Source organism: Monashia sp. HAY1-2A (assembly GCF_056755315.1).
The window spans coordinates 1-10,043 of record NZ_JBNDHY010000156.1; the positions used below are offsets into that span (position 1 = coordinate 1).

A 10,043-nucleotide genomic window follows, 5' to 3' on the forward strand; every position below is an offset into this window, starting at 1 on the left:
GGCCCGGCGAGGGGGACGGGTCGGCCGCGAGCGGCACGGGCGCGCCACCCGGGCCGGACATGACGTGCGGGGCCCCGCCGACTCCGGCGCCACCAGGGCCACCGCCGACGCCGCCGACGGCACCGGAGCCGCTGCCCGTGCCCGGCGCGCTCGCGCCCCGCTGCCGGGCGGCGTTCTCGCGCAGCCTCGTCCCCAGCCCGGTCAGCGCGTGCTCGAGGGCGTCGATCCTGGGCGCGGCACCGTGCCAGTCGCCGCGGAAGCCCTCGACGTCCGCACCACCCCAGGCGGTTCCGAGTCGACCGACCGCGTGGTCGACCGCTGAGCGCGCGGCCCGGCACTCGCCGGCGAACCGCTCCAGCTGCCCCGCGGCGCGCTCCAGCGCGTCCGGGTCGGCGCCCTTCCTGTACACGACCACGTCTCGCCCTTCCCCCGTCCGACGAAGTGTGGGGCCGCGCCCCGCCCCAAACCCTAGGCAGACTGTCGCGGCTCGGCCAATGGGGAGCCCTACCCGCACCCCGACCGGCAGCCGTCGGCATCGGTCGACCCGTGAGGGATCGGTAGGGTCGGGCACCATGGCGCACTCCTTCGACACCGACTCCGAGGCCCAGGGGCTGATCGACTACGTGGATGCGTCACCGACGCCGTTCCACGCGTGCGAGCAGGCGGCGCGTCGCCTCGCCGAGGCCGGGTTCACCGAGGTGGCCGAGACCGACCCGTTCCCGACCGAGCCGGGGCGCCACTGGCTCGTGCGCGGTGGGTCGCTCATCGCCTGGGACACCATCGGTGCCCACGGTTCGGGCGTCGGTCCGGCCGCCGGGTTCCGCGTCGTCGGAGCGCACACCGACAGCCCGAACCTGCGCGTCAAGCCCCGTGCGGACCACGTCAAGGCCGGGTGGCAGATGCTGGCCGTCGAGCCGTACGGCGGCCTGCTGCAGAACTCGTGGCTCGACCGCGACCTCGGCCTGGCCGGCCGCGTCGCCGTGCGCACCCGGGACGGCCTGGAGCAGCGCCTCTTCCACGACAGCGACCCCGTTCTGCGGGTGCCGCAGGTCGCGATCCACCTCGACCGCACGCAGAACGACGCGCTGACCCTGAACCGCCAGCAGCACCTCGTACCCGTCTGGGGCGTCGGCGACACCCCGGGCGACTTCCCCGCCTACCTCGCCGCGCACGTCGGCGTCGACCACGAGGACGTCCTCGCCTGGGACGTCATGACGCACCCGGTTCAGCCCTCGGCGCGCATCGGCCGCGACCGCGACCTCATCGCCGCCCCGCGCCTGGACAACCTCGCCACCTCCTACGCGGGCGTCCGGGCGATGGTCGACGCCACGGCGACCGAGCCCGGGCACGTGCCCGTCCTCGTCCTGTTCGACCACGAGGAGATCGGCAGCACGTCCGAGCGGGGCGCCGTCTCGACGCTGCTGCCCTCGGTCCTCGAGCGCGTCGTCCTCGCCGCCGGCGGCAGCCGCGACGACTACTTCCGCGCGCTCGCCGCGACGGTCATCGCCTCGGGCGACATGGGTCATGCGACGCACCCGAACTACGCGGAGCTGCACGAGCCGCTGCACCAGATCCGGGTCAACGGCGGACCGGTGCTCAAGGTCAACACCAACCTGCGCTACGCCACCGACTCGGTGGGGGCGGCGGCCTTCCGGCTCGCGTGCGAGCAGGCCGAGGTGCCGATGCAGACGTTCGTGACGCGCAGCGACCTGCCGTGCGGTTCGACGGTCGGGCCGGTCACGTCGGCGCTGACCGGCGCGACGACCGTCGACTTCGGTGCCGCCGCGCTGTCGATGCACAGTGCGCGCGAGCTCATGGGCGCCGAGGACCCGGCCATGTACGCGGGCGCGCTGAGCGCCTTCCTCGCCCCCGCCTGACGCCACCGCGGGCGCGCACCGGTACCTCCAGGCACCACGCCGGACACCGCGCCGGCACCGCACCGGTCCCCGACGCTCGACCGGACGTGGTGGGCCCGTGCGAGGATGGGCGGGTGGAGCTCAGGGTGCCGGACCGGCCGACGCTGGTGTACGACGCCGACTGCGGCTTCTGCACCCGCAGCGTGGCGTTCGCCCGGCACTGGGTGGACCGCCGGGGTCGCTACGACGTCCACCCCTGGCAGGCGCTCGACCTCGCCGCCGTCGGCCTCACGCCGCAGGACTGCGACGCAGCGGCCCAGTTCGTCACGGCCGACGGCTCGATCCGCTCGGGGCACCGGGCCATCGCGAGTGCGGCCACCCACGGCGCGCCGGCCTGGCGCCCGCTCGGCTACCTCCTGCTCGCCCCCGGCGTCTCGGCCCTCGCGGCGCGCGTCTACGCATGGGTCGCCGACCACCGGTACCGGCTGCCGGGCGGCAGCGCCGCGTGCGCCCGCCCGACATCGCAGGACCCGCAGGACCCTCAGCGTCCGCGCCCCGGCGAGGTGGCGGGCTGACCCCCCGTCACGCCGAGATGGCGACGGGTCCGCCCGGCCCGCGCCGCGTCAGTCCCGGCCCACGAAGCGCAACGAAGCGCAACGAAGCGCAACGAAGCGCCACGAAGCGCCACGACGCGCCACGACGGGAACGGTGCGCGCGGCGCCCGCCTCGATTTGATAGGGCCCCCGCCGCTCTGGCACACTAGCCAGGTTGCTTGACGCGCGTCGCTGACCCATGTCGACGGCGCCGCCCCTCGAGAGCCTCCTGACGGGGACTCGCCCGGACTCCTCTCGGAGGCCCGAGGGAAGCGCAGTGCAACCCGGTTCGGCCGGGCACTCACGACGAAAGTGGCACTTCCGTGCGCACTTTCACTTCGTGGAGAGGGCGACACGCCCGACCTCGGGGGTCGGAGGCCAAGGGAACCGGCAGTCAGAAGCGAGAGAGAGACGTTCATCAGATGGCGGGACAGAAGATCCGCATCCGGCTGAAGTCGTACGACCACGAGGTCATCGACAACTCGGCCCGGAAGATCGTTGACACAGTGACGCGCGCCGGCGCGACCGTGGTGGGCCCCGTCCCGCTGCCGACGGAGAAGAACGTCTTCGTCGTCATCCGGTCGCCCCACAAGTACAAGGACAGCCGCGAGCACTTCGAGATGCGCACGCACAAGCGCCTCATCGACATCATCGACCCGACGCCCAAGGCCGTCGACTCGCTGATGCGTCTCGACCTGCCGGCGGACGTCAACATCGAGATCAAGCTCTGAGGCGGTTGGTACACATGACGACTGTTGCTCAGCAGAAGACCATCAAGGGCGTCCTCGGCGAGAAGCTCGGCATGACCCAGGTGTGGGACGCCGACAACCGCCTCGTCCCCGTGACCGTGGTCAAGGCCGGCCCCTGTGTCGTGACGCAGGTCCGCAACGGTGACACCGACGGCTACGACGCCGTCCAGATCGCCTTCGGCGCCATCGACCCGCGCAAGGTCAACAAGCCGATGACCGGCCACTTCGAGAAGGCCGGCGTCACGCCGCGCCGTCACCTCGTCGAGCTGCGCACCGCCGACGCCGGCGAGTACGAGCTCGGCCAGGAGATCACGGCCGAGGCCTTCGAGGCCGGCCAGCGCGTCGACGCCACCGGGACCACCAAGGGCAAGGGCTTCGCCGGCGTCATGAAGCGCCACGGTTTCGCCGGTGTCTCGGCCTCGCACGGTGCGCACCGCAACCACCGCAAGCCGGGCTCCATCGGCGGCTGCGCCACGCCGGGCCGTGTCTTCAAGGGCATGCGCATGGCCGGTCGCATGGGCGGTGTCCGCCAGACGACCCAGAACCTCCAGATCCACGCCGTTGACGCCGAGAAGGGTCTGCTGCTCATCAAGGGTGCCGTGCCCGGCCCCCGCGGTGGCATCGTCCTGATCCGCACGGCTGCGAAGGGTGCATGATCCACATGGCCACGAAGACCCCCAACCTGCCTGCCGAGATCTTCGACGTGCAGACGAACGTCCCGCTGATCCACCAGGTCGTGGTGGCCCAGCTCGCGGCGGCTCGTCAGGGCACGCACTCGACGAAGACGCGCGGTGAGGTCCGCGGCGGTGGCCGCAAGCCCTACCGCCAGAAGGGCACCGGCCGCGCCCGCCAGGGCTCGACGCGTGCGCCGCAGTTCGCCGGCGGTGGCACGGTCCACGGCCCGCAGCCGCGCGACTACGCCCAGCGCACCCCCAAGAAGATGAAGGCCGCCGCGCTGCGCGGTGCCCTCTCCGACCGGGCCCGCTTCGACCGCATCCACGTCGTCGACGCCATCGTCTCGGGCGAGGTCCCCTCGGCCAAGGACGCCGCGGTGTTCCTCGCCGGCCTGACCGAGCGTCCGAACCTGCTCGTCGTCATCGAGCGCGGTGACGACGTGACCTTCAAGTCGGTCCGCAACCTGAGCAACGTCCACGTCCTGGTCGCCGACCAGCTCAACACCTACGACGTCCTCTGCGCCGACGACATCGTGTTCACCCAGGCCGCCCTCGACGCGTTCGTCGCCGGCAGCACCAAGGGTGCCGAGGCCGACAAGGAGGCCACCAAGTGAGCATCCACGCCAAGGACCCCCGCGACATCCTCATCGCGCCGGTCGTCTCCGAGAAGTCCTACGGGCTCCTCGACGAGGGCAAGTACACGTTCCTCGTCGACCCCAGGGCGAACAAGACGGAGATCAAGATCGCCATCGAGCAGATCTTCGACGTCAAGGTCGACAAGGTCCACACCCTGAACCGCCAGGGCAAGAGCCGTCGCACCCGTTTCGGCATCGGCAAGCGCAAGGACACCAAGCGTGCGATCGTCTCCCTCCGCGAGGGCTCGATCGACATCTTCGGTGCGGGCGCCTGAGACCGACGAAGAATCGTAAGGACTTAACGAACATGGGTATCCGCAAGTACAAGCCGACCACGCCGGGCCGTCGCGGCTCGTCGGTCGCCGACTTCGTCGAGATCACGCGCAGCACCCCGGAGAAGTCGCTCGTGCGACCGCTCTCGAAGACGGGTGGCCGCAACAACTCCGGTCGCATCACGACGCGCCACATCGGTGGCGGTCACAAGCGCGCCTACCGCGTCATCGACTTCCGTCGCCACGACAAGGACGGCGTGCCGGCCAAGGTCGCGCACATCGAGTACGACCCCAACCGCACGGCGCGCATCGCGCTCGTCCAGTACGCCGACGGCGAGAAGCGCTACATCCTGGCGCCGAACCGCCTCAAGCAGGGCGACCCGATCGAGAACGGTCCCGCCGCCGACATCAAGCCCGGCAACAGCCTGCCGCTGCGCAACATCCCCGTCGGCACGGTCGTGCACGCCATCGAGCTCAAGCCCGGCGGCGGCGCCAAGATCGCCCGCTCCGCCGGTGCTCGCGTCCAGCTCGTCGCCAAGGACGGCCCCTACGCCCAGCTGCGCATGCCGTCCGGCGAGATCCGCAACGTCGACGTGCGCTGCCGCGCCACCGTCGGCGAGGTGGGCAACGCCGAGCAGAGCAACATCAACTGGGGCAAGGCCGGCCGCATGCGCTGGAAGGGCAAGCGCCCGACCGTCCGCGGTGTCGCCATGAACCCGGTCGACCACCCGCACGGTGGTGGCGAGGGCAAGACGTCCGGTGGACGTCACCCCGTGAGCCCCTGGGGCCAGGCCGAGGGCCGGACCCGCAAGGGCCACAAGGAAAGCGACAAGCTCATCGTGCGTCGCCGTCGTACTGGCAAGAAGCGCTGACAAGGAGCCTGAAGAATGCCTCGTAGCCTCAAGAAGGGCCCCTTCATCGACGACCACCTCCAGAAGAAGGTGGACGCCCAGAACGAAGCGGGCACGAAGAACGTCATCAAGACCTGGTCGCGTCGTTCGGTCATCAGCCCCGACATGCTCGGCCACACCTTCGCCGTCCACGACGGCCGCAAGCACGTGCCGGTGTTCGTCACCGAGTCGATGGTCGGCCACAAGCTCGGCGAGTTCGCACCGACCCGCACGTTCAAGGGTCACGTGAAGGACGACAAGAAGGGTCGTCGTCGCTGATGGCCACCGAATCCAAGGAAGTTGTCATGGAAGCCAAGGCTTCGGCCCGGCACGTCCGGGTCAGCCCGCAGAAGGCCCGCCGCGTCGTCGACCTGATCCGCGGCAAGGGCGCCACCGACGCCGTCACGGTGCTCACGTTCGCCCCGCAGTCCGCGTCCGACCCGGTCAAGAAGGTGCTCGAGAGCGCCATCGCCAACGCCCGGTTCAAGGCCGACAAGGAGTCCGTGGCCTTCGACGAGCGCAACCTCGTCATCACGGCGGCGTTCGTCGACGAGGGCCCGACGATGAAGCGGTTCCGTCCGCGCGCCCAGGGCCGCGCCGGCCGCATCAACAAGCGGACCAGCCACATCACCGTCGTCGTCACCCAGCCCGAGAACAAGAAGGGAGCCCGCTGATGGGTCAGAAGGTCAACCCCCACGGCTTCCGTCTGGGCATCACCACCGACCACAAGAGCCGCTGGTTCGCCGACTCCACGAAGCAGGGTCAGCGCTACCGCGACTACGTGAAGGAAGACGTCGCCATCCGTCGCCTCATGGCCACGGGCATGGAGCGCGCCGGCATCGCCAAGGTGGAGATCGAGCGCACGCGGGACCGCGTCCGCGTCGACATCCACACCGCGCGTCCGGGCATCGTCATCGGCCGTCGTGGCGCCGAGGCCGACCGCATCCGCGGCGAGCTCGAGAAGCTCACGGGCAAGCAGGTCCAGCTGAACATCCTCGAGGTCAAGAACCCCGAGACCGACGCCCAGCTGGTCGCCCAGGGCATCGCCGAGCAGCTCTCGGCCCGTGTCTCCTTCCGCCGCGCGATGCGCAAGGGCATGCAGTCCGCCCAGCGCGCCGGCGCCAAGGGCATCCGCGTGCAGGTCTCGGGCCGTCTCAACGGCGCCGAGATGAGCCGCACCGAGTTCTACCGCGAGGGTCGCGTCCCGCTGCACACGCTGCGCGCGAACATCGACTACGGCTTCTACGAGGCCCGTACGACGTTCGGCCGCATCGGCGTCAAGGTGTGGATCTACAAGGGTGACCTGACGGCCAAGGAGCTGGCTGCCCAGCAGGCCGCCGCGCCCCGCCCGTCGCGTGGCCCGCGTCGTGACGGTTCCGACCGTCCGAACCGCGCCCGCCGTGGTGACCGCAACGAGACCGCCGCTGCCCCGGCAGTGAACGAGACCGCTGCTGCCGAGGCTCCCGCCGCGGCGAGCACCGAGAATGAGCAGGCCTGACCCATGTTGATTCCCCGTCGAGTCAAGCACCGCAAGCAGCACCACCCGGATCGTCACGGTGCTGCCAAGGGCGGCACGAAGATCGCCTTCGGTGAGTACGGCATCCAGGCCCTCGAGCCGGCGTACGTCACCAACCGTCAGATCGAGTCCGCTCGTATCGCGATGACCCGCTACATCAAGCGTGGCGGAAAGGTCTGGATCAACATCTACCCGGACCGTCCGCTCACGAAGAAGCCCGCCGAGACCCGCATGGGTTCGGGCAAGGGCTCGCCCGAGTGGTGGGTCGCGAACGTCAAGCCGGGTCGCGTCATGTTCGAGCTCTCGGGCGTGGCCGAGCCGGTCGCCCGCGAGGCCATGCGTCTCGCGATGCACAAGCTCCCGATGAAGTGCCGCTTCGTCCAGCGTGAGGGTGGTGACAACTGATGGCAGTCGGAACGAAGGACCTGGCTCCGAACCAGCTGCGTGGTCTCGACGACACGAAGCTCGCCGACGAGCTGAAGAAGGCCAAGGAGGAGCTGTTCAACCTCCGGTTCCAGTCCGCCACGGGCCAGCTGGACAACCACGGTCGTCTGCGTGCGGTCAAGAAGGACATCGCCCGGATCTACACCGAGATGCGTGAGCGCGAGCTCGGCATCGGCTCGGCCCCGGTCGAGCAGCCGGAGCCGGCGAAGGCCGACGACAAGGCCGAGAAGAAGGCCAAGAAGGCCACCAAGAAGGCCGAGAAGACGGCCGAGGCCGAGACGGCCGAGGAGGACCAGGCATGAGCGAGAAGGACACCGTGACCACGGACGCGACGGGTCAGACCACCGAGCGCAACTACCGCAAGACCCGTCAGGGCTACGTGGTGAGCGACAAGATGGACAAGACCGTCGTCGTCGAGGTCGAGGACCGCGTCAAGCACGCCCTCTACAGCAAGGTCATCCGTCGCACCTCGAAGGTCAAGGCGCACGACGAGAAGAACGAGGCCGGCGTCGGCGACCGCGTGCTCATCATGGAGACGCGTCCGCTCTCCGCGACGAAGCACTGGCGTGTCGTCGAGATCCTCGAGAAGGCCAAGTAAGCCACCCCCCATTTCCGTTCGGCAAGGCTCACCCGGGTGACCGGGTGAGAACCAGCACGACGACAGGAGTTAGACAGTGATCCAGCAGGAGTCGCGACTGCGCGTCGCCGACAACACCGGTGCCAAGGAGCTCCTTTGCATCCGTGTTCTCGGTGGTTCGGGCCGTCGATACGCCGGCATCGGCGACACGATCGTCGCCACCGTCAAGGACGCCATCCCGGGCGGCAACGTCAAGAAGGGCGACGTGGTCAAGGCCGTCGTCGTCCGGACCGTCAAGGAGCGTCGGCGTCCCGACGGCTCGTACATCAAGTTCGACGAGAACGCCGCGGTCATCCTGAAGAACGACGGTGACCCGCGCGGTACCCGCATCTTCGGTCCCGTCGGCCGTGAGCTGCGCGAGAAGAAGTTCATGAAGATCATCTCGCTCGCGCCGGAGGTGCTCTGACCCATGGCGAAGATGAAGATCAAGAAGGGTGACCTCGTCCAGGTCATCTCGGGCCGCAGCCAGAAGAACGGCGGCGACCGGGGCAAGCAGGGCAAGGTCATCGCGGTCTACCCGGAGACGCAGCGCGTGCTCGTCGAGGGCATCAACCGCGTCACCAAGCACATCAAGGCCGGCGCCACCGCCCGTGGCACCCGCACCGGTGGCCTGACCCACACGGAGGCCGCGATCCACGTCAGCAACGTGGCCGTCGTCGACCCCGAGACGAAGAAGCCGACGCGCGTCAAGACGCGCGTCGAGACGGTCGAGCGCGGCGGTCGCCAGAAGGCGTCCCGCGTGCGCGTCGCCGTGAAGTCGGACAAGGACCTCTGAACATGACGCAGACCACCAGCAAGCCGCGCCTCAAGCAGCGGTACCAGGACGAGATCAAGAGCTCGCTCCAGGAGCAGTTCGGCCACGGGAACGTCATGCAGGTTCCCGGCGTCGTCAAGGTCGTCGTCAACATGGGTGTCGGTGACGCCGCGCGCGACAGCAAGCTCATCGAGGGCGCCGTCCGTGACCTCACCGCCATCACCGGCCAGAAGCCGGTCGTGACGCGGGCCCGCAAGTCCATCGCCCAGTTCAAGCTCCGCGAGGGCATGCCGATCGGCGCGCACACCACGCTGCGCGGCGACCGCATGTGGGAGTTCCTCGACCGTCTCGTGACGATCGCCCTCCCGCGCATCCGCGACTTCCGCGGCCTGTCGCCCAAGCAGTTCGACGGTCGTGGCAACTACACGTTCGGCCTGACCGAGCAGTCGATGTTCCACGAGATCGACCAGGACCGCATCGACCGCGTGCGCGGCATGGACATCACCGTCGTCACCACGGCGACCAACGACGACGAGGGTCGCGCGCTGCTCAAGGCGCTCGGCTTCCCCTTCAAGGAGAACTGACATGGCCAAGACCGCCCTGATCAACAAGGCGAACCGGAAGCCGAAGTTCAAGGTCCGCGCGTACACCCGTTGCCAGAAGTGCGGTCGCCCGCACTCGGTGTACCGCAAGTTCGGCCTCTGCCGCATCTGCCTTCGCGAGATGGCGCACGCGGGCGAGCTGCCGGGCGTGACCAAGAGCTCCTGGTAAACCACCGGTAGCCACCCAAAGACCAGCCAACACCTCTGGCACCGTAGGTCGGCCCGGAGCGCCCTCGAGGCGCCCCGGTGTCCGAAACCCCGGTGAGGAAGGGCAAAGAGCCCACCATGACCATGACTGACCCGATTGCGGACATGCTGACTCGTGTGCGGAACGCCAACTCGGCGCACCACGACACGGTCTCCATGCCGTACTCGAAGCTCAAGAAGAACATCGCCGAGATCCTCCAGACCGAGGGCTACA

The 10,043-nt window shown here is 69.4% G+C and carries 19 protein-coding genes; 18 read left to right on the forward strand and 1 reads right to left on the reverse strand.

The features are described from left to right. Nucleotides 1-415, reverse strand: a 415-nt coding sequence (locus tag ACPYOM_RS18200; protein ID WP_481347040.1) for a WXG100 family type VII secretion target, incomplete at its 3' end; no start/stop codon positions are given. A 157-nt stretch (nucleotides 416-572) separates the two neighbouring features. On the opposite strand from ACPYOM_RS18200, the gene ACPYOM_RS18205 reads away from it, so the two are divergent. From ACPYOM_RS18205 to rpsH, 18 genes are all read left to right on the forward strand, one after another. Next, nucleotides 573-1,877, forward strand: a complete 1,305-nt coding sequence (locus ACPYOM_RS18205; protein ID WP_481343469.1) for a M18 family aminopeptidase — start codon at nucleotides 573-575, stop codon at nucleotides 1,875-1,877. A gap of 113 nt (nucleotides 1,878-1,990) precedes the next feature. Continuing rightward, nucleotides 1,991-2,431 (forward strand): thiol-disulfide oxidoreductase DCC family protein, encoded by a 441-nt coding sequence (locus ACPYOM_RS18210; RefSeq protein ID WP_481343468.1) that lies wholly within the window; start codon nucleotides 1,991-1,993, stop codon nucleotides 2,429-2,431. Between the two features lie 440 nt (nucleotides 2,432-2,871). Then, nucleotides 2,872-3,180: a 30S ribosomal protein S10 gene (gene rpsJ, locus ACPYOM_RS18215; RefSeq protein ID WP_009775966.1), complete on the forward strand. Its 309-nt coding sequence runs from the start codon at nucleotides 2,872-2,874 to the stop codon at nucleotides 3,178-3,180. A gap of 14 nt (nucleotides 3,181-3,194) precedes the next feature. Continuing rightward, nucleotides 3,195-3,854 (forward strand): 50S ribosomal protein L3, encoded by a 660-nt coding sequence (rplC, locus tag ACPYOM_RS18220; protein ID WP_481343467.1) that lies wholly within the window; start codon nucleotides 3,195-3,197, stop codon nucleotides 3,852-3,854. Next, nucleotides 3,851-4,486: a 50S ribosomal protein L4 gene (gene rplD / locus ACPYOM_RS18225; RefSeq protein ID WP_481343466.1), complete on the forward strand. Its 636-nt coding sequence runs from the start codon at nucleotides 3,851-3,853 to the stop codon at nucleotides 4,484-4,486. Before rplC ends, rplD begins: the two co-directional genes overlap by 4 nt. After that, on the forward strand, nucleotides 4,483-4,782 hold the full coding sequence (gene rplW / locus ACPYOM_RS18230) for a 50S ribosomal protein L23 (protein WP_452269189.1): 300 nt from the start codon (nucleotides 4,483-4,485) through the stop codon (nucleotides 4,780-4,782). The genes rplD and rplW overlap by 4 nt, the downstream gene beginning before the upstream one ends. A 32-nt stretch (nucleotides 4,783-4,814) precedes the next feature. Then, nucleotides 4,815-5,651, forward strand: a complete 837-nt coding sequence (rplB, locus tag ACPYOM_RS18235) for a 50S ribosomal protein L2 (protein ID WP_076264095.1) — start codon at nucleotides 4,815-4,817, stop codon at nucleotides 5,649-5,651. Nucleotides 5,652-5,666: 15 nt separating this feature from the next. Beyond that, the gene (rpsS, locus tag ACPYOM_RS18240) at nucleotides 5,667-5,948 is read left to right on the forward strand and encodes a 30S ribosomal protein S19 (RefSeq protein WP_026864141.1); all 282 of its coding nucleotides are present in this window, start codon (nucleotides 5,667-5,669) and stop codon (nucleotides 5,946-5,948) included. 26 nt (nucleotides 5,949-5,974) lie between these two features. Continuing rightward, nucleotides 5,975-6,343: a 50S ribosomal protein L22 gene (rplV, locus tag ACPYOM_RS18245; RefSeq protein WP_481347041.1), complete on the forward strand. Its 369-nt coding sequence runs from the start codon at nucleotides 5,975-5,977 to the stop codon at nucleotides 6,341-6,343. Next, complete coding sequence (rpsC, locus tag ACPYOM_RS18250) at nucleotides 6,343-7,167, forward strand: 30S ribosomal protein S3 (protein WP_481343464.1); 825 nt, start codon at nucleotides 6,343-6,345, stop codon at nucleotides 7,165-7,167. Before rplV ends, rpsC begins: the two co-directional genes overlap by 1 nt. Before the next feature lie 3 nt (nucleotides 7,168-7,170). After that, nucleotides 7,171-7,590, forward strand: a complete 420-nt coding sequence (gene rplP, locus ACPYOM_RS18255) for a 50S ribosomal protein L16 (RefSeq protein ID WP_076264098.1) — start codon at nucleotides 7,171-7,173, stop codon at nucleotides 7,588-7,590. Continuing rightward, nucleotides 7,590-7,931 carry a 50S ribosomal protein L29 gene (gene rpmC / locus ACPYOM_RS18260; RefSeq protein WP_481343463.1) on the forward strand — a complete coding sequence of 114 codons (342 nt, stop codon included), beginning with the start codon at nucleotides 7,590-7,592 and terminating at the stop codon, nucleotides 7,929-7,931. Before rplP ends, rpmC begins: the two co-directional genes overlap by 1 nt. Next, nucleotides 7,928-8,227 (forward strand): 30S ribosomal protein S17, encoded by a 300-nt coding sequence (rpsQ, locus tag ACPYOM_RS18265; protein WP_481343462.1) that lies wholly within the window; start codon nucleotides 7,928-7,930, stop codon nucleotides 8,225-8,227. The genes rpmC and rpsQ overlap by 4 nt, the downstream gene beginning before the upstream one ends. Before the next feature lie 76 nt (nucleotides 8,228-8,303). Further along, nucleotides 8,304-8,672, forward strand: a complete 369-nt coding sequence (gene rplN / locus ACPYOM_RS18270; protein WP_481347042.1) for a 50S ribosomal protein L14 — start codon at nucleotides 8,304-8,306, stop codon at nucleotides 8,670-8,672. Nucleotides 8,673-8,675: 3 nt separating this feature from the next. Continuing rightward, nucleotides 8,676-9,041 (forward strand): 50S ribosomal protein L24, encoded by a 366-nt coding sequence (gene rplX / locus ACPYOM_RS18275; protein WP_481343460.1) that lies wholly within the window; start codon nucleotides 8,676-8,678, stop codon nucleotides 9,039-9,041. Between the two features lie 2 nt (nucleotides 9,042-9,043). After that, the gene (rplE, locus tag ACPYOM_RS18280; protein ID WP_481347043.1) at nucleotides 9,044-9,604 is read left to right on the forward strand and encodes a 50S ribosomal protein L5; all 561 of its coding nucleotides are present in this window, start codon (nucleotides 9,044-9,046) and stop codon (nucleotides 9,602-9,604) included. Between the two features lies 1 nt (nucleotide 9,605). After that, entirely contained in the window at nucleotides 9,606-9,791 is a 186-nt protein-coding gene (locus ACPYOM_RS18285) for a type Z 30S ribosomal protein S14 (RefSeq protein WP_013493557.1), read from the forward strand. A 116-nt stretch (nucleotides 9,792-9,907) separates the two neighbouring features. Beyond that, the coding region (gene rpsH, locus ACPYOM_RS18290) for a 30S ribosomal protein S8 (protein ID WP_481347044.1) at nucleotides 9,908-10,043 on the forward strand (136 nt) is incomplete at its 3' end.

Excerpts from the sequence above, each read along its gene's own strand:
- rplE (WP_481347043.1), top strand. The coding sequence starts at position 9,044 with ATGACGCAGACCACCAGCAAGCCGCGCCTCAAGCAGCGGTACCAGGAC.
- rplB (WP_076264095.1), top strand. The coding sequence starts at position 4,815 with ATGGGTATCCGCAAGTACAAGCCGACCACGCCGGGCCGTCGCGGCTCG.
- rplX (WP_481343460.1), top strand. The coding sequence starts at position 8,676 with ATGGCGAAGATGAAGATCAAGAAGGGTGACCTCGTCCAGGTCATCTCG.
- rplC (WP_481343467.1), top strand. The coding sequence starts at position 3,195 with ATGACGACTGTTGCTCAGCAGAAGACCATCAAGGGCGTCCTCGGCGAG.
- rpsQ (WP_481343462.1), top strand. The coding sequence starts at position 7,928 with ATGAGCGAGAAGGACACCGTGACCACGGACGCGACGGGTCAGACCACC.
- rpsJ (WP_009775966.1), top strand. The coding sequence starts at position 2,872 with ATGGCGGGACAGAAGATCCGCATCCGGCTGAAGTCGTACGACCACGAG.
- rpsC (WP_481343464.1), top strand. The coding sequence starts at position 6,343 with ATGGGTCAGAAGGTCAACCCCCACGGCTTCCGTCTGGGCATCACCACC.
- rpsS (WP_026864141.1), top strand. The coding sequence starts at position 5,667 with ATGCCTCGTAGCCTCAAGAAGGGCCCCTTCATCGACGACCACCTCCAG.
- rplD (WP_481343466.1), top strand. The coding sequence starts at position 3,851 with ATGATCCACATGGCCACGAAGACCCCCAACCTGCCTGCCGAGATCTTC.
- ACPYOM_RS18205 (WP_481343469.1), top strand. The coding sequence starts at position 573 with ATGGCGCACTCCTTCGACACCGACTCCGAGGCCCAGGGGCTGATCGAC.
- rpmC (WP_481343463.1), top strand. The coding sequence starts at position 7,590 with ATGGCAGTCGGAACGAAGGACCTGGCTCCGAACCAGCTGCGTGGTCTC.
- ACPYOM_RS18285 (WP_013493557.1), top strand. The coding sequence starts at position 9,606 with ATGGCCAAGACCGCCCTGATCAACAAGGCGAACCGGAAGCCGAAGTTC.
- rplV (WP_481347041.1), top strand. The coding sequence starts at position 5,975 with ATGGAAGCCAAGGCTTCGGCCCGGCACGTCCGGGTCAGCCCGCAGAAG.
- rplP (WP_076264098.1), top strand. The coding sequence starts at position 7,171 with ATGTTGATTCCCCGTCGAGTCAAGCACCGCAAGCAGCACCACCCGGAT.